Origin of the sequence: Mycobacterium sp. (assembly GCF_035697385.1) — a bacterium.
In the GTDB taxonomy this organism is placed as follows: Bacteria; Actinomycetota; Actinomycetes; order Mycobacteriales; family Mycobacteriaceae; genus Mycobacterium.
Genome location: NZ_DASSCY010000048.1, coordinates 1 through 18181, shown reverse-complemented (window position 1 = coordinate 18181; position 18181 = coordinate 1). Strand labels below are relative to the sequence as shown.

The window sequence follows — 18181 nt, the reverse complement described above, 5'->3', positions numbered from 1 at the left end:
GATATAGCCTTGACTTATATAAGTGATGGCTATATCTTCAAAGTGTGCACGCGTTCGACGTTCTGGGGGATCCGGTGCGGCGCCGCATTCTGGAGCTGCTCGCCGGCGGCGAGATGCCGGCCGGTGCCATTGCCGCGACGATCCAGGGCGAGTTCGCGATCACTCAACCGGCGGTGTCGCAGCATCTAAAAGTGCTGCGGGACAATGGCTTTACAACAGTTCGACCGGACGGTCAACGCAGGCTCTACGCGGTGAACAGTGAGCCTCTGCGCGAAGTTGACCAATGGTTGGACGCCTTCCGCCGGTTCTGGACACCGCATCTGGATGCGCTGGCTACAGAAGTGGCGCGCGGCAAACGACAACGCAGAAATCAAGGGAGTCAACATGATTGACGTCAATGTGGACCATCAGATCAAGGCGGTTCAGCGGAACCTCGGGACCCGCACGATCGATTCAGGGCAGGCGCACGTCGTCACCGTCAGTCAGACCTACGACACCGACCCTGCAGACCTCTGGGATGCCGTCACCACAAGCGAGCGCATTCCTCGTTGGTTTCTACCGATTTCCGGTGACCTGAAGGTCGGCGGCTCCTATCAGCTGGAGGGCCACTCCGGTGGCACCGTCCTGACGTGCGACCCGCCCAAGAACTTCACCGCCACCTGGGAATACGGGGGCAATGTCAGCTGGATCGACGTCAGCGTCACCAGCGACGGCCCAGACCGGGCGCGATTGCTACTCGAGCACATCATGCCTGTGCAGGACGACGAGATCTGGCGCCAGTTCGGGCCAGGCGCCGTCGGAATGGGCTGGGATTCCATGTTGCTCGGACTGGCCATTCACCTGAGTACCGGAGAATCCATCGATCCGTCGTTCGGGCAAGAGTGGACGGCCACCGAGGACGGTCGCCGCTTTCTGTCCCTGTCCGGCGAAGAGTGGTACACCGCGAACGTCGCCTTCGGTGTCGATCCCGCGACGGCTCGGGAGATGGCCGATCGATGCGTGAAGGCATACCTCGGTGAGGAATGAACTAGAACACGTTCTAGCCAGCGGTGCACGCCGGAGATATCCTCAAGGCGATGCATGACCAGACACCTGTCCAGATTGCCTGGGTGACGCCGGACCTCGATGCCACCGAAAAGGCCCTGACCTCGTTGTTGGGTGCCAGGAAGTGGATCCGGATGCCGGGTGTCCACTTCGGACCCGACACCTGCACGTTGCGCGGGCAACCCGCCGACTTCGTCGCCGACATCTCCCTCAGCTATGCCGGTGACATGCAACTGGAGCTCATTGCCCCCGTGTCGGGCGAGAGCATCTACACCGAATTCCTCGAACGCGCCGGCGCGGGGCTGCACCACATCTGCGTGGAGGCCGAAAACGCCGACGCCTTCGAGGCGGCGCTGGGCGACGCCGAGAAGCAGGGCGCCGCCGTCGTGCAGCAGGGAGTGATGCCGGGTGGCATGCGCTTCGCGTACGTCTCCGCCGAGCATGCCGGAGTGCCTTACCTCGAGATCGCGCACATTCCTGATGAGATCCGGGCGTTCTTCGACTACGTGAAACAGGAGCAACAGTGACGACTGAGATCCCCGAAACCGTCAACGCCGCAGACGTGACGTCCTGGTCCGACGAGTTCGACGTCGTGGTCATCGGCTTCGGTATCGCAGGTGGATGCGCGGCCGTCAGCGCCGCCGCGGCCGGAGCACGGGTGCTGGTGCTGGAACGCGCCGCGGCCGCGGGCGGCACCACGTCGATGGCCGGCGGCCACTTCTACCTCGGCGGCGGCACCGCGGTGCAGCAGGCCACCGGTCACCCCGATAGTCCAGAAGAGATGTACAAGTACCTGGTCGCGGTGTCGCGCGAACCCGAGCACGACAAGATCCGGGCCTACTGCGAGGGCAGCGTCGAGCACTTCAACTGGTTGGAGGACTTGGGTTTTCAGTTCGAGCGCAGCTATTTCCCCGGCAAGGCCGTCATCCAGCCCAACACCGAAGGCTTGATGTTCACCGGCAACGAAAAGGTATGGCCGTACAAAAACCAGGCCGTGCCTGCGCCACGCGGCCACAAAGTGCCCGTGCCCGGCGACACCGGCGGAGCCGGCATGGTGATCGACCTGTTGCTCAAACGTGCGGACGAGCTCGGCGTGCAGATCCGTTATGAGACAGGAGCAACCGCGCTGATCCAGGACGACGATGCGGTCGTCGGCGTCACCTGGAAGAACTTCAACGACACCGGCGCGGTTCGGGCCAAGGCGGTGGTGATCGCCGCTGGCGGCTTCGTAATGAACCCGGACATGGTCGCGGAGTACACCCCGAAGCTCGCCGAGAAGCCTTTCGTGCTGGGCAATACCTACGACGACGGACTTGGTATCCGGCTCGGTGAGTCGGTTGGTGGCGCGACGAAGCACATGGACCAGATCTTCATCACCGCACCGGCGTACCCACCGTCGATACTGCTGACCGGGATCATCGTCAACAAGCTCGGCCAGCGATTTGTTACCGAAGACTCCTACCATTCGCGCACATCGGGTTTCGTGATGGACCAGCCCGACAGCGCCGCCTTCCTGATCGTCGACGAGGCGCATTTGGAGCGTCCCGAGGTGCCGCTGGTGCCGCTGATCGACGGTTGGGAGACCGTAGAGGAAATGGAAGCGGCCCTCGGCATTCCGGAAGGCAACCTGGTCGCCACGCTGACGAGGTACAACGAGTCCGCGGCCAAGGGCGAGGACCCGGACTTCCACAAGCAGCCGGAATTCCTTGCGCCACAGGACAAAGGCCCGTGGGGCGCGTTCGACCTGTCTCTTGGCAAGGCGATGTACGCCGGCTTCACGGTGGGTGGACTGGCAACTACCATCGACGGGCAGGTGCTACACGAGGACGGCAGCGTCGTGCCGGGGCTGTACGCGGCAGGCGCTTGCGCGTCGAACATCGCCCAGGACGGCAAGGGCTATGCCAGCGGCACGCAACTCGGTGAGGGGTCGTTCTTCGGCCGCCGCGCCGGCGAACACGCCGCTTCTCTGCGCTGACTTTGCCCGCGAACAGACACAGAATCGCATGAATTCGCGCGTGAGGATGCGAATCTACGTCTGCTCGGCCGTAGTGGTGAGCCGCCACCCGCCGCCTCCGAGTAGCTCCAGCCGCCGGTCGTGGTGCTGCTCGACGGTGCCACGATGACTGACGCTGACCACGATGCAGTCGGGAAGCTGAGCACGCAGCGACCGGTACAGCGCGTACTCCTGCCCCTCGTCGAGCGCCGACGTCGACTCGTCGAGGAACACCACCTTGGGTTTGGCCAGCAGCACACGCGCGAATGCGATCCGCTGCTGTTCGCCGGGTGACAGTATCTTCGCCCAGTCGGTCACCTCGTCGAGCCGTGTCTGGAGATGTCCAAGCGCCACGGTGTCCAATGCGACTTGGATTGCGGCGTCGTCGAAGTCGCCGGCCGCGCCGGGATACGAGACGACTGATCGCAGATTGCCAAGGGGCACGTAGGGTATCTGCGACAGGAACATGGTGTCGTCGGCGGGACTGTGCAACGTGCCAGAGGTGAACGGCCACAGCCGGGCCAGGCTGCGCAGCAGGGTCGTCTTCCCCGCGCCGGAGCTGCCGGTGATCACCAGCGAGTCACCCGGATCCAGCCGCATGTCCACCGGGTCGAGCAGCCGGACGCCCGCAGGGGTGCGCACCTCGACAGCGGCGAGCTGCACCGAACCGTCGGTGCTCGGCAAGGCCGTCAACGACGGTAGGTCCCTTGCCTTTTCGTTGGCGGTGATCAGTCCGTCGAGGCGGATGATGGCTGCCCGGTAGCTCGCGAAAGCGTCGTAAACCGCGCGGAAGAACGACAGCGAGTCGTGCACCGAGAGGAACGCGCTCGACGATTGCGTGATGTCGCCGAGCTGAATCTCACCTGCGAACAACCGGGGTACCTGGACAACCGTCGGCAGCGGGTCGACGATCTGGTGCACTGACCTGTTCCAGGCGAGAAATGCCACACCCCGTCGCACGAAGGCGCGATAGTTGGCGATGATGGCCGCGAATCTCGTTGTCAGCTCGCCACGTTCGGCCCGCTCGCCGCGATAGAGGCCGACCGCCTCACCCGCATCGCGCAGCCGCACGAGCGCATAGCGGAAGGCGGCGTTGGTGAGCTCGTTGCGAAACGACAGCCGGATCAGCGGGCGCCCTATCCAGAACGCGACGACCGTCGTGAAGAACACGTACACGAGTGCCAGCCAGAACAGCGCCTTCGGCACGGTGATGCCGAAGAGGGTGAGCGGCCCGGCCAGATTCCACAGAATCGGGGTGAACGAAACGACCGAGACGATCGACGTGACCGCGCCGAACACCAGCGTCTGGGATGTCCCGACGGTCGGTGTGTTGGTTTCCGGACCGGTACCGGTGGTGAAGATGTCGATGTCTTGCTGGATGCGTTGATCTGGATTGTCGATCGGATGGTCGATGAAGCGTCCGCGGTAGTAGGCGTCACCGTCGAGCCAGTCGCCGGTGAGTCGATGGGTCAGCCATACCCGCCACCGGATGATGAATCTCTGCATCAGGTACAGGTCGAGCACAGTGCGGACGATGTCGACGACGATCAAGGCGGCGAGGATCAGCATCGCGCCCCAAAAGCTGTCGATGGCCGACTCTTTGGCGGCCCCATCGCCCTCGAAGGCGGCCTGCAGCGCCGAGAACTGGTCGTTGCTCTGGTAGCTGAACAAGACGGCGAGGCGTACGTCGAGCATCACCGAGAGCAGCAGCACGCCCAGCCATGCCCACACCGGAATGCTTTGGCGCCCTTTGAAATAGTCGCCGGTGATCCGCCAATACTGCCGGCCCCACGTCGTGAACCGAGCGATCAGCGCCAGCGCGGCAAGCGTGCACGCGGCGCCGATCACCCAGGCTTTGGCCACCCACAGCACAGACGCGACCAACTCGCCGCCCCAGTCAAGGGACGGGGTGAAGGTTTCCATGCCCGGAAGCTACCCGGGTCAGCGTTACACGGGGACGGGCTCGTCGCCTTGGACTCGACCGAGCCGCCATTCGCCATCGCCGAGCAACTCGAGCTCGTGGGTGTGATGCTGCTCGACGGTGGAGCGGTGGCTGACGCTGACCAGGATGGTGTCCGGTAACTCCGTGCGGACAAGGTTGTAGAGGAGAAACTCAAGGCCCTCGTCGAGCGCCGAGGTCGACTCGTCGAGGAACACAGCCTTGGGCTTGGTCAACAGGATCCGCGCGAAGGCGATTCGCTGTTGCTCGCCGGGCGAGAGCACCTTTGCCCAGTCCAACACCTCATCGAGGCGCGGGACCAGATGCGGCAGAGCCACCTTCTCGAGCATGCGTTTCAACGTCTCGTCGTCGATGGTGCCTTCCTCACTTGGATAGCTCACCACGGCGCGCAGGTCACCAAGAGGCACATAGGGCAGCTGGGAGAGGAACATCGTCTCGTTGGGCCCGCACGGCCGAGTCAGGGTGCCGGTCGTAAACGGCCACAACTCAGCCAGGCTGCGCAAGAGCGTCGTCTTCCCACTGCCCGACGGGCCGGTGACGACCAACGTGTCGCCGACCTCCAAGCGCAGGTCGAGCGGATTGATCAGTTGCTTACCGTCGGGCGTCCGGACCTCGATTTCGTCGAGCTCGACCGTGCCGTCGACACACGGCGTCGTGGTGATCTGCGGCAGCGCCCTGCCTTCTTCGTTGGCGGTCACCAGGCCGTCGAGCCGGATGATCGCGGCCCGGTAGCCGGCGAACAGGTCGTAGGCGTTGCGGAACCACGACAGCCCGCTCTGGATGTTCCCGAACGCTGAAGCGGACTGCGACATCACTCCGAGCAGGATTTCGCCGCTGTAGAACCGCGGAAACTGAAGCAGGTAGGGCAGCGGCACGATCAGCTGACCCATCGACCAGTTCCAGCCGTTGAATCCGAGTGACCTCGCGACGTAGCGCTTGTAGTTGTCGACGACGGGCACGAAAAGCTTACGCAGCCCAGTGCGCTCGGCGACCTCACCGCGATAGAAGGCGACTGCTTCTGATGAGTCGCGCAATCGGACCAGTGCGTAGCGGAACGCGGCGTTGAACTTCTCGTTGTTGAACGACAGCCAGATGATCGGCCTGCCGATCCAGAACGCGATTACGGACGCGAAAACCACGAAGATGATGCCGATCCAGAACATCGCGCGGGGAAGTTCGTATCCGATGAGCGGAAGCGTCATGGGACCCGACAGGTTCCAGAGGATGGCGGTGAATGACACTATCGACGCTACCGCGCTGACCGCGCCGAACAGCAGCGTGTTCTGCGAACTGTAGTAGGGAACGTTGGGCAGCGGTCCGTTGTTCGCGGTGACGATATCGATGTCGCCCTGGATCCGCTGATCCGGATTGTCGATCGTGTCGTCGATGAAGCGGGCACGGTAGTACGCCTTGCCGTCGAGCCAGTCCCCCATAAGGTGGTCGGTCAGCCACGCCCGCCACGCCAGGCAGAATCGCTGTACCACAAACATGTCCAACAGCAGCTGGGCGATGAACAGTGTGGCGAGGATCGCGAAGACGACCAGCGAGTGATAGAAGCCGTCCTTGCCCGACTCCTTCAGTTCTTGATTGCCGGTTTGCAGCCCGCCTGCGACGGCTTGGAAGGCGGTCGAAATATCGCTGCTGTAGTAGCTGAGCAGCACATCGATCCGCACACCTGCGATCACCAGTAGCAGGATCCCGCCCAGCCACAGCCACACCTTCACGCTTTCGGCACCTGTGAAGTAGGCGCCGGTGATCCGCCAGAACTGCTTGCCCCATGTGGTCAGGCGGGCGATCGCGATGAGGACGATCAACGTCGCAATCGCTGCGTAAACCCAGCCTTTTGCGATCCAGATCAGCGATACCCAGAGCTCATTTCCCCAGTCGAGCGTGGGGGTGAACTTTTCCATGCGGGCAACCTACCGCGACAAGCTGAGGCCAGCTCTGCTGAGGGCTCAACTCCTGGTGGTGAGTCGGTCAAGCCGCCATTCGCCGCCGCCGACCAATTCGAGGTGACGGCTGTGAAACTGTTCGACGGTGGCGCGGTGACTCACGCTGACCAAAATGGTCTTCGGCAGCTCGGCTCGGATCAACTCGTAGAGCATCAGCTCGAGCCCCTCGTCCATCGCCGAGGTCGACTCGTCGAGGAACACCGCAGACGGCTTGCTCAACAAGATCCGGGCGAACGCGATCCTCTGCTGCTCGCCGACCGACAGGCTGTGCGCCCAGTCGCGGACGTCGTTGAGCCGGATAGCCAACTGTGAGAGGGCGACTTTGATCAGCGCCTGTTGAATCTCCCGATCGGCGACGGCGCCCTGTTCTTGGGGATAGGCGACCACGGAGCCGAGGTCGCCGAGGGGCAGGTACGGCAGCTGAGGCACGAACATCGTCTGGTGCCGGTCGGACGGTAGCCGCACGCTGCCGGAAGCGAACGGCCACAGCCCCGCCAGGCTCTGCAACAGAACGGTTTTGCCGATCCCAGAGGGGCCGCTGATCAACAGCGACTCACCTGATTCGAGGCGAAAGTCGAGGGTATTGACGAGGTATTCGCCGTCGGGCGTGCGTACTTCGACCCCATCGACCTCCAGCGCGCCGTCCTCCGATGTCGCCGTCTTCACCTGCGTGAAGGCACGCGCCCGCGAGTTCTCCTGCCGCAACCCGTCAAGGCGGATCACCGCCGCCCGATAGCCCGCAAACTCGTCGTACGCGTTGCGGAAGAACGACAGTGAATCGTGGATCATGCCGAACGCGGTCGCCGACTGCATGACGTCGCCGAACGAAATCTGCCGGGAGAACAGCCGCGGCGCCTGGACGATATAGGGCAGCGGGTTGATGACCTGGCTGACCGACACGTTCCAGCCCGCGAACACCACCATGCGGTTCAGCCAGTGTCGGTAGTTGGTCATGACCTCGGCGAGCCGGCCCTTGAGAATTCGCCGTTCGGCGTTCTCACCCCGGTACAGGCCGATGGCGGCGCTGGCGTCTCGCACCCGCACCAGCGCGTAGCGGAAGCCCGCATTGCGAAGCTCGTTGACGAAGCTCAACCGGATCAGGGGCCTGCCGATGATGAACGCGATGACGGTCGTAGCGAGCACGTAGACGACGACAATCCAAAACAGCGCCTTGGGCACCGTGACGCCAAGCAACGTCAGAGGCCCGGAGAGCCGCCAGAGAATCGCGCCGAAGGCGAATACCAACAGCAGCGCCTCGACCGCGCCGAACAGCAACATGTGAGACGAATCCTTCGACGGGTTGTTCGGCTCGCCGCCGAAGCCCGCGGTGAAGATGTCGATGTCATGCTGGATGCGTTGGTCAGGGTTGTCGATCGGGCGGCGCGAGAACTGGCGACGAAAGTATGCGAAGTCATCGAGCCAGTCATCGATGAACCGACGGCTCAACCAGATTCGCCACCGCATGATGAACCGCTGCACCAAGTACAAGTCGAGAAGCCACCGCACGACCGAGGACGTAGCAAGGACGGCGAACACGATCATCGTCGACCAGAAACCGTGCACTCCGGCTTCCTCGCCCTGGAACGAGACCTGCAGAGCGGAGAACAAGTCGTTGATCTGGTAACTGATGAGCACGCTGAGCCGCACCGAGATCACCGTCGACAGCAGCAGCAACGCGAACATCACCCATACCGGCAGGGCTTCCCTGCCCCTGAAGTAGTCGCCGGTGATGCGCCAGAACTGGCGTCCCCATTCGGTGGTCCGGCCGATGACGACGAGGACCACTAGGAGGCACGGCGCGGCGATCGCGAACGTTTCCAGCACCCACCGGATGGAATTGACGAATTCGTGGCTCCAGTCGATCGTCGGCCTGAAAGTCACGGTGTTCATCCGGCGACACCTCCCTGGGGTGCGAGCCAACCTGCGGCGAAGCTACCGCAGCACCGCCGCTGTTGTGGCCGACGCGCCTAGGCGAAGGTCCTCTTGAGGTGGGTCACCAAGCCATTCACGTCGACACCGGCCGACGCAAAGCCGACATAGCCGTCGGGGCGAACGACGTAAGCCGACGACTCGGAGACGGCGTAGGCACGGGCGAATTCGCCATCGCTGTCGCGCACCAACGGCAGCACCGTGTCCGCGACGTCGGCGCCGAGCGCGGCGATCACGTAGACATTCAGGTGGCCGTGCGCTGCGGTGACCGCGGCGTCGGCGGCCTTCTCGAAGAGCTCGACGTCGGCGGGTCCCGAACTGTCACCGGCGTACAGCAGCGCGGTGTGCTCACGCCCGCCGAGCAGCGAGAACAGCCGCAGCGGCCCGGCGACCGCGTCGCGGGTCAGGCCCGTCGCATCAGGTGCCCGTCCGCCCGCGCCGGTGACGATGGGACTGTCGGCGTAGTTGATCAGCAGTTGGGCCTCGCGACGAATGACGTAGTCGGCGTCGGCCGAGTCGGCGCCGATGCCCTCCCGCGCACTGCGCACCGTGCGGCCGACGACTTCCTCACCGACGGGACGCCGTTCCGCGTCATAGCTGTCCAGCAGGCCGAGCGCGGCGTGGCCGGAGACCGCGAGCGCCAGCTTCCACGCAAGGTTGTGCGCGTCCTGGATGCCGGTGTTCATGCCCTGGGCGCCGGTCGGCGGATGGATGTGCGCGGCGTCGCCTGCGACGAATACTCTGCCGCGGCCATATGCGTCGACGATGCGATGGCTGATCCGGAACACCGACGACCATCGCAGGTTGCGTGCGGTCGTGGGCTCGGGCGACAACCGGTCGAGCACGGCCTGGATGTGATGAAGCTCGGGCTTGCGGGCGCCCTCGAACCCGTGAACGACGCCTGTCGTCGGTGCGGCGGCCAATTCCTCTGGCACGAGCATGGACATGCGGTACCGGGGGTGGCGGCGATGAGCGCTTGCGTGAAGAGCATCAAACGGGGGTAGGGGGATGCAGACCAGCAGGTCGTCGGTCTTACCGTCCGTCTGGTGCATGGCGCGGATGCCCCAGCCCCGCGGCATCGACCAGTCCACCTCGACGTCGCCGAGCATGTACTGCTCCTCGAACGCCGCGCCTTCGAACGTCAGGCCCAACGTCTTGCGCACGACGCTGTGCGCGCCGTCGGCCCCGATGAGATAGCGCGCCCGCACGGTGTGCTCGCCGCGGTCACCGGCAAGCGTGGCCGTCACTCCGTCGGCATCTTGGTCGAACCCGGTGAGTCGTTGTACACGCTCGACGTGCACGCCGTTGTTGGCCAGTTCTTCGCGCAGGATCCGTTCGGTTGCGTACTGCGGGATCGCGACGAAACCGAACGGGATGTCGGCGGGCAGCGTCGTCTCCAGCTGCGCGGTCTGCTCGCCGTTGACGTAGACGATCTGACCGCGCATCTGGATGGCCGCGTCCAGCACGCGCCGCAACACTCCCATGCCCTCGAATACCTCGAGCGTTCGAGGTTGCACGCCAACGGCTTTCGCATACTGCGGCGCCTCGAGCAACGGGTCGACAATCCGGCAGTCGATACCACGGCGGGACAATTCGATGGCGGCGGTCAAGCCGATCGGTCCAGCGCCCGCGATGAGGACTTGCGTTTCTGAGGAGTCGGCCACGGCCGTGATTATGCTGCGGCCATGAGCATCGACGCTACAGTCACCGTCAACGCGGGACATCTGATTGCCCGACGATTGCGGGCCAGCGGCATCGACACGATCTTCACTCTGTCCGGCGGGCACCTCTTCTCCATCTACGACGGGTGCCGCGCCGAGAACATCCGGCTCATCGACACCCGCCACGAGCAGACAGCCGCCTTCGCCGCAGAGGGCTGGTCGAAGGTGACCCGGGTGCCCGGCGTTGCCGCGCTCACCGCGGGACCCGGCGTCACCAACGGGATGAGCGCAATGGCCGCAGCGCAGCAGAACCAGTCGCCGCTGGTGGTGCTCGGCGGCCGTGCGCCCGCGCTGCGGTGGGGTCAGGGATCGCTTCAGGAGATCGACCATGTGCCCTTCGTTGCGCCGCTGACCCGGTTCGCTGCGACCGCGCAGTCGCCGGACGAGGTCGGCCAATTGATCGACGACGCACTGAAGGCCGCGGTTGGGGCGCCGTCGGGGGTGTCGTTCGTCGACTTCCCGATGGATCACGTCTTCAGCGAGGCGCACGACGCGGGCCGGCCGGGCGCTCTCACCGAAAAGCCTGTCACGGTACAGCCGGACGGTGAGGCGTTGGACACCGCGACACGGCTGCTGTCGCAGGCGCAGCGGCCGGTGATCATGGCCGGCACCAACGTCTGGTGGGGACACGCCGAAACCGCGCTTCTCGACATGGCCGAGGCGCTACGCATCCCGGTGCTCATGAACGGGATGGCCCGAGGCACCGTGCCAGCCGACAACGAGCTCGCGTTTTCGCGGGCACGCTCAAAAGCGTTGGGGGAAGCCGACGTTGCGATCGTGATCGGCGTGCCGATGGACTTCCGGCTCGGCTTCGGCGCGGTATTCGGCGCCGAGACCAAACTCATCGTCGCCGACCGCGTCCAACCCGACCGGTCACCTCCCCGCGAGGTAGCGGCCGGGCTGTATGGGGACCTGACGACGATCCTGTCCGCGCTGGCGGGCGCGGGAGCGACCGACCACGAATCCTGGATCAGTGAGTTGCGGGCGGTCGAGACAGCAGCACGGGCAGGCGAGCAGACCGAACTCGCCGACGATCGCGCACCGTTGCACCCGATGCGGGTGTACTCCGAGCTGAGCGCGCTGCTGGACCGCGACGCGATCGTCGTCGTCGACGCCGGTGACTTCGGCTCCTACGCCGGCCGGGTCATCGACAGCTACGTACCAGGGGCGTGGCTGGACAGCGGACCGTTCGGCTGCCTTGGCTCGGGGCCCGGTTATGCGCTGGCCGCCAAGCTGGCTCGACCCGACCGGCAGGTCGTGCTGCTGCAGGGCGACGGCGCGTTCGGCTTCTCCGGCATGGAGTGGGATACGTTGGTGCGTCACGGAGTTCACGTCGTATCGGTGATCGGCAACAACGGAATCTGGGCTCTGGAAAAGCATCCCATGGAGATGTTGTACGGCTATTCGGTGGTGGCCGAGCTGCGACCGGGCACTCGTTACGACGAGGTGGTCACTGCACTCGGCGGGCACGGCGAGCTGGTGTCGGCGCCTGCCGAGCTACGTCCCGCGCTGGAGCGTGCATTCTCTGCAGGCATGCCCGCGGTGGTGAACACCTTGACCGACCCTGCGGTGGCGTATCCCCGCCGCTCCAACCTCGCCTAGTTCTTTCCCGCGAGCGACCGTGTTTGCACGCGACACGCCGTGCAAATCCGTACAAGAGCGGTCGCTCGCCCTCCGCGAGCGCGACGAAATTCACTGGACCCGTTTGGCATTGGCACCCATGCTGTAAACATGGAGGTGCGATTCCACGGGTCCGTCGACGAGTTCCGCGCGATTGCGGAGCCGATCTATCGCCGCGACCCGGTCACGCACACCATCGAACTGACCGCGCTGCTCAACGCGCCGCCGGACAGCACGTTGCTGACGGTGTGGAACGCTGGGATTCCCATCGGAGCGGCGATGCAGACGCCGCCATACCCGTTGGCGTGCAACGCAATCCCCGCCGATTGCGTTGACGCCGTCGCGGAGGCGGTCGCCCGAGTGCGTCCCGAGTTGACCGGCGCGCGTGGCGCGCGCGACGCGACCGTCGCGTTCTCCGATGCCTGGGGCGCGGTCACCGGACGGACTGGCCACGTGTCGGTTGGGGAGCGGCTCTACCGGTTGGGGACACTCCGCCCGCCATCGGGCGTTGCCGGTCTTGCGCGCACGGCCCATGACGGCGATCGCAGACTATTGGTGGACTGGGTCGAGCGCTTCTTCGTCGAAACCTTCAGCCATCAGCGGAACGACGCCGCGGGCGAACGTTTCATCGACGCAGCCGCCGACAAGGGTGATCAGTTCATCCTCTGGTCCGTCGACGCCACGCCCGTCAGCATGGCGATGCTGCGGGCGCCCGCGGCCGGCGTGTCGCGAATCGGGCCGGTCTTCACGCCGTCGACTCACCGGGGACACGGCTACGGATCCGCCGTGACCGCTGCCGCCGCAGCCTTGGCCCTGCGTCGTGGCGTCACCGACGTCGTCCTGTTCGCCGATCTGGCCAATCCGACGTCCAACGCCATCTACCAGAGGATCGGCTTCGAAGCTGTCGGCGATTCGGTGCGCATCGACTTCGTCACCGTCGAGTGACACGCACACTCGCGGGAGTTGGGCGGCCGCGTACCGTAATTGTGTGGCGAAGACGAAAACCCGCACCTCAGGTCGTGTCGGCAACAGGTTCTGGAAGATGCTCGGCGCGAGCACCGAAAAGGACCAGGCCCGCTCGTTGGCGCAGGTGCGCGACGCGGCGGAGTTCGACGACAAGGCCGCAGACCTCGACGACGAGCAGCTGCGCAAAGCCGCCAAGCTGCTGAATCTGAAGGACCTTGCCGAGTCGGACGACATCCCGCAGTTCCTGGCCATCGCGCGCGAAGCCTCCGAGCGCACCACCGAACTGCGGCCATTCGACGTTCAGCTGCAGGGCGCGCTGCGGATGCTGGCCGGCGACGTCGTCGAGATGGCCACCGGTGAAGGCAAGACGCTGTCGGGCGCCATCGCCGCCGCAGGCTATGCCATCGGCGGCCGCAACGTGCACGTCATCACCATCAACGACTATCTGGCTCGTCGCGACGCCGAATGGATGGGTCCGCTCATCGAGGCGCTCGGGCTGACCGTCGGCTGGATCACCGCCGATTCCACGGCCGAGGAGCGCCGCAAGGCCTACAAGTGCAACATCACCTATGCCTCGGTCAACGAGATCGGCTTCGATGTGCTGCGCGACCAACTGGTCACCGACGTCGAGGACCTGGTGTCGCCGAACCCGGACGTGGCGCTCATCGACGAGGCCGATTCGGTGCTCGTCGACGAGGCGTTGGTGCCGCTGGTGTTGGCAGGCACCAGTCACCGCGAGACACCGAAGGTCGAAATCATCCGGCTGGTAGGCGAACTCGTCGCCGGCAAGGACTACGACACCGACGCCGACAGCCGCAACGTGCACCTCACTGAGACGGGCGCTCAAAAGCTCGAGGCCAAACTCGGCATCGACCTGTACTCCGAAGAGCACGTCGGCACCATCTTGACGGAGGTCAACGTCGCGTTGCACGCGCACGTGCTGCTGCAGCGCGACGTGCACTACATCGTCCGCGACGACGCCGTTCACCTCATCAACGCCTCCCGTGGTCGCATCGCTCAGCTGCAGCGCTGGCCCGACGGGCTTCAGGCCGCCGTCGAGGCCAAGGAGGGCATCGAGACCACCGAGACCGGCGAGGTCCTCGACACCATCACGGTGCAGGCGCTGATCAATCGGTACCCGACAGTGTGCGGCATGACCGGCACCGCGCTGGCCGCAGGCGAGCAGCTTCGCCAGTTCTACAAGCTCGGCGTGTCGCCAATTCCGCCAAATACTCCCAACATTCGCGAGGACGAGGCCGATCGGGTGTACATCACCGCGGCCGCCAAGAACGACGCGATCGTCGAGCACATCGCCGAAGTGCACGCGACCGGCCAGCCGGTGCTGGTGGGTACCCGCGACGTCGCTGAGTCCGAGGAGCTCCACGAACGACTCGTCAAACACGGCGTACCGGCCGTGGTGCTCAACGCGAAAAACGACGCCGAGGAAGCCGCCGTCATCGCCGAAGCAGGCACGCTGAACTCGGTCACCGTGTCCACGCAGATGGCCGGCCGCGGCACCGACATCCGGCTCGGCGGGTCCGACGAAGCCGACCACGATGCGGTCGCCGAACTCGGCGGGCTGCACGTCATCGGCACTGGGCGTCATCACACCGAGCGGCTGGACAACCAACTGCGTGGCCGCGCCGGACGCCAAGGCGACCCCGGTTCGACGGTGTTCTTCTCCAGCTGGGAAGACGACCTGGTGGCGTCGCATCTGGAACCCAACAAGTTGCCGATGGAGTCCGACGGCGACGGCAAGATCGTCAGCCCCAAAGCGGCCAGCCTGCTCGACCACGCCCAGCGCATCGCCGAAGGCCGGCTACTCGACGTGCATGCCAACACCTGGCGGTACAACCAGCTGATCGCCCAACAGCGGGCGATCCTGGTGGAGCGGCGCGACAAACTGCTGAGCACCGCGACCGCCCGCGAAGAACTCGAGGAGCTGTCCCCGAAGCGCTTTGAGGAGCTGGCCGACGAGATCGGTGAGGAGAAGCTGGAGAAGATCTGCCGGCTGATCATGCTGTATCACCTCGACCGCGGTTGGGCCGATCACCTGGCCTACCTTGCCGACATCCGGGAGAGCATTCACCTGCGCGCGCTGGGCCGGCAGAACCCGCTCGACGAGTTTCACCGAATGGCCGTCGACGCGTTCGCCTCGCTTGCGGCCGATGCGATCGAGGCGGCCCAGCAGACCTTCGATACCGCCCCATCGATCGAGGACGAGCCGGGGGTCGATCTGTCCAAGTTGGCCCGGCCGACATCGACGTGGACATACATGGTGCACGACAACCCGCTGGCAGACGACACGATGTCGGCACTGAGCCTGCCAGGTGTGTTCCGCTAAGTTAGGCGCATGAGCGGCGCGCCGGCGGGCAGGAGCGCAGCGACCGGGGGGTCGACCGGAAGGGTGCGCGATCGGGTGCTGACGGTGCCCAACGCACTGTCGGTGCTGCGCTTGGCGCTGGTTCCGGTCTTTCTGTATCTGCTGCTGGTCGCCCACGCCGACGCGTGGGCGGTCGGAATCTTGATGTTCAGCGGGTTCTCCGACTGGGCGGACGGCAAGATCGCGCGGCTTGTCGACAATCAGTCGTCACGGCTCGGGGAACTGCTCGATCCGGCCGTCGACCGCATCTACATGGTGACGATCCCGGTGGCCATGGCCCTTCACGGTTCCCTGCCGTGGTGGATCGTCCTCACGTTGCTCGGCCGCGACGCGATACTGGCCGCGACGCTGCCGGTGCTGCGCAGCAGGGGACTGACCGCGCTGCCGGTGACCTACATCGGCAAGGCGGCGACCTTCGCGCTGATGTCCGGGCTGCCCTTGATACTGCTCGGCCAGTTCGACGGGCTGTGGAGCCGCGTCATCCTGGCCTGCGGCTGGGCGTTCCTGATCTGGGGACTGGCGATGTACCTGTGGTCAGGCGTGCTGTACCTGATCCAGGTGACGATGGTGGTGCGGCAGATGCCCAAGGTGGCGCACCGGTGAGCACGCTGGGTGGTTACGACCCCGACGCCGGGCGCAACGCCCACGATGCCGACAAGCCGACGCTCATCCCACTGCCGTCGCTGCTGCGGTCCCTGCTAACCGATCATCTGGATCCCGGATACGCCGCGGCGGCGGAGGCCAAGGCATCGGGCCGTCGCCGAACGTGGTGGCAGGCCTGGGCGTGGCAGATCGCAGGCGCGCTGGTGATCGCCGCGGTGTTCGCCGCCGCGGTGGCGCAGGCACGCTCGACAGCCCCGGGTGTGCGAGAAACCCAACAGGTGCTTTCAGGCAGCGTGCGATCGGCGGAGGACGCCACCGACGAAATCGCCGACCGGCGCGATGCATTGGCCGCCCAGGTGGACGCCGAACGGCGAAGCCGCCTTGAAGGCGATGAGCGGGGCCAGCAGCTGCTGGCCAACCTCGACGTGGCGAATTTCGCGGCGGCCGCCACACCGGTGATCGGGCCGGGACTGACCATCACCGTGACCGATCCGGGGATGTCCAAGGACCTCAGCGATGTGTCGAAACAGCGCATCGAGGGCAGCCAGCAGGTGATCCTGGACCGCGATCTGCAGCTGGTGGTCAATTCACTGTGGGTCAGTGGCGCCGAAGCGATCTCGGTCGGCGGAGTCCGTATCGGACCGAACGTCACGATCCGGCAGGCGGGCGGCGGCATCCTGGTCGACAATCAACCGATCAGCAGCCCGTACATCATTCTCGCGGTCGGACCGCCGCATGCAATGCAGGACGTCTTCGATCGCAGTACCGGCCTGCAGCGCCTTCGGCTGTTGGAGACCTCGTACGGCGTTGGGGTGAATGTCAGTGCCGGCGACGGTCTGACATTGCCCGCAGGCTCGGTTCGAGATGTCAACTTTGCCAAGCAGATTGGGCCTTGATGATCGGAATTGCCGCACTTGTCATCGGGATCGTGCTGGGTTTGGTGTTCCATCCCGACGTGCCCGAGTTCGTCCAGCCGTACCTGCCGATCGCGGTCGTGGCCGCGCTCGACGCGGTGTTCGGCGGGCTGCGGGCCTATCTGGAACGAATCTTCGACTCGAAGGTGTTCGTGGTGTCGTTCGTGTTCAACGTGTTGGTCGCGGCCCTCATCGTGTGGGTCGGCGATCAGCTCGGAGTGGGCACCCAGCTGTCCACCGCGATCATCGTGGTGCTCGGTATTCGGATCTTCGGCAACGCAGCCGCCTTGCGGCGCAGACTGTTCGGCGCATAGCCATGAGTGACCACGAGCCCAACCACGCCGGAGGGCAGGAGCGCAGCGACCCGGGGAAACACGCCGCGGAGCCGGAGCACCACGGTCGCCACGAGTTGCCGCCGGACGAGCCGGCACCCGAGATCGGCGAGTTGCACGGCAACGGTGTCGCGGGTGTGATGCGCCGCGGCCGGACCCAAATCGTCTTCGGGACGTTGGCGGTGGTGCTGTGCGTGTTGCTGGGTATCGCAATCGTCACACAAGTTCGGCAGAACGAATCCGGTGACTCGTTGGAGACGGCCAGGCCGGCCGATCTGCTGGTGCTGCTCGATTCACTGCAACAGCGCGAGGCCGCGCTCAACACCGAAGTGACCGATCTGCAGCGCACGCTGGCACAGCTGCAGGCCTCGGGTAGCAGCGATCAGGCAGCCATCGAAAACGCGCAGGCCCGGCTGGCCGCGCTGTCGATACTGATCGGCACGGTGCCAGCGACGGGGCCAGGTGTGACGCTCACCATCGAAGACACCGCGCCCGGCGTGCCTGCTGAAACCATGCTCGACGTGATCAACGAGCTCCGAAACGCAGGGGCTGAGGCGATGGAGATCCGCGGGGGATCCGCCGCCGTGCGGGTCGGCGTGGACACGTGGGTGGTCGGGGCGCCCGGTGCGCTAGTCGTCGACAATGCCACCCTGAACCCGCCGTATTCGGTTCTCGCCATTGGCGATCCACCGACTCTGGCCGCGGCGATGAACATCCCCGGCGGTGCGATGGACAGCGTCGAGCGCGTCGGCGGCACCATGGTG

Annotated in this window: 15 protein-coding genes; 11 read left to right on the top strand and 4 right to left on the bottom strand. The window is 65.3% G+C overall.

Features of this window, described 5'->3' with window-relative positions; all coding sequences use genetic code 11:
- Window positions 1-44 precede the first annotated feature (44 nt).
- Genes VFH65_RS04395 through VFH65_RS04380 form a run of 4 tightly spaced genes read left to right on the top strand, consistent with a single transcriptional unit; the run spans window position 45 to window position 3019 of the window.
- Window positions 45-392 (top strand): ArsR/SmtB family transcription factor, encoded by a 348-nt coding sequence (locus VFH65_RS04395; RefSeq protein WP_353319917.1) that lies wholly within the window; start codon window positions 45-47, stop codon window positions 390-392.
- Window positions 385-1026: an SRPBCC family protein gene (locus VFH65_RS04390; protein WP_353319916.1), complete on the top strand. Its 642-nt coding sequence runs from the start codon at window positions 385-387 to the stop codon at window positions 1024-1026. Before VFH65_RS04395 ends, VFH65_RS04390 begins: the two co-directional genes overlap by 8 nt.
- Window positions 1027-1076: 50 nt before the next feature.
- Window positions 1077-1571, top strand: coding sequence for a VOC family protein (locus VFH65_RS04385; protein ID WP_353319915.1), 495 nt, complete (start codon window positions 1077-1079; stop codon window positions 1569-1571).
- On the top strand, window positions 1568-3019 hold the full coding sequence (locus VFH65_RS04380; protein ID WP_353319914.1) for an FAD-binding protein: 1452 nt from the start codon (window positions 1568-1570) through the stop codon (window positions 3017-3019). Before VFH65_RS04385 ends, VFH65_RS04380 begins: the two co-directional genes overlap by 4 nt.
- Before the next feature lie 54 nt (window positions 3020-3073).
- Here the strand turns inward: VFH65_RS04380 and VFH65_RS04375 are convergent, their stop codons facing one another.
- The 4 genes from VFH65_RS04375 to VFH65_RS04360 form a co-directional block, all read right to left on the bottom strand.
- Window positions 3074-4960 (bottom strand): ABC transporter ATP-binding protein/permease, encoded by a 1887-nt coding sequence (locus tag VFH65_RS04375; RefSeq protein WP_353319913.1) that lies wholly within the window; start codon window positions 4958-4960, stop codon window positions 3074-3076.
- Between the two features lie 24 nt (window positions 4961-4984).
- Complete coding sequence (locus VFH65_RS04370) at window positions 4985-6907, bottom strand: ABC transporter ATP-binding protein/permease (protein WP_353319912.1); 1923 nt, start codon at window positions 6905-6907, stop codon at window positions 4985-4987.
- Window positions 6908-6952: 45 nt separating this feature from the next.
- Window positions 6953-8839, bottom strand: a complete 1887-nt coding sequence (locus VFH65_RS04365; RefSeq protein WP_353319911.1) for an ABC transporter ATP-binding protein/permease — start codon at window positions 8837-8839, stop codon at window positions 6953-6955.
- 77 nt (window positions 8840-8916) lie between these two features.
- Window positions 8917-10542, bottom strand: a complete 1626-nt coding sequence (locus VFH65_RS04360) for an FAD-dependent monooxygenase (RefSeq protein ID WP_353319910.1) — start codon at window positions 10540-10542, stop codon at window positions 8917-8919.
- A 21-nt stretch (window positions 10543-10563) separates the two neighbouring features.
- Between VFH65_RS04360 and VFH65_RS04355 the strand changes: the two genes are divergently transcribed.
- From VFH65_RS04355 to VFH65_RS04325, 7 genes are all read left to right on the top strand, one after another.
- Complete coding sequence (locus tag VFH65_RS04355) at window positions 10564-12201, top strand: acetolactate synthase (RefSeq protein WP_353319909.1); 1638 nt, start codon at window positions 10564-10566, stop codon at window positions 12199-12201.
- Window positions 12202-12330: 129 nt separating this feature from the next.
- Window positions 12331-13164: a GNAT family N-acetyltransferase gene (locus VFH65_RS04350; RefSeq protein WP_353319908.1), complete on the top strand. Its 834-nt coding sequence runs from the start codon at window positions 12331-12333 to the stop codon at window positions 13162-13164.
- Window positions 13165-13207: 43 nt separating this feature from the next.
- Entirely contained in the window at window positions 13208-15529 is a 2322-nt protein-coding gene (gene secA2 / locus VFH65_RS04345; RefSeq protein ID WP_353319907.1) for an accessory Sec system translocase SecA2, read from the top strand.
- A gap of 9 nt (window positions 15530-15538) precedes the next feature.
- Window positions 15539-16171: a CDP-alcohol phosphatidyltransferase family protein gene (locus VFH65_RS04340; protein WP_353319906.1), complete on the top strand. Its 633-nt coding sequence runs from the start codon at window positions 15539-15541 to the stop codon at window positions 16169-16171.
- Window positions 16168-17067 (top strand): DUF881 domain-containing protein, encoded by a 900-nt coding sequence (locus VFH65_RS04335; protein WP_353319905.1) that lies wholly within the window; start codon window positions 16168-16170, stop codon window positions 17065-17067. Before VFH65_RS04340 ends, VFH65_RS04335 begins: the two co-directional genes overlap by 4 nt.
- Window positions 17067-17399, top strand: coding sequence for a small basic family protein (locus tag VFH65_RS04330; RefSeq protein ID WP_353319904.1), 333 nt, complete (start codon window positions 17067-17069; stop codon window positions 17397-17399). Before VFH65_RS04335 ends, VFH65_RS04330 begins: the two co-directional genes overlap by 1 nt.
- 2 nt (window positions 17400-17401) lie before the next feature.
- Window positions 17402-18181: DUF881 domain-containing protein (locus VFH65_RS04325; protein WP_353319903.1), on the top strand; the 780-nt coding region annotated here is incomplete at its 3' end.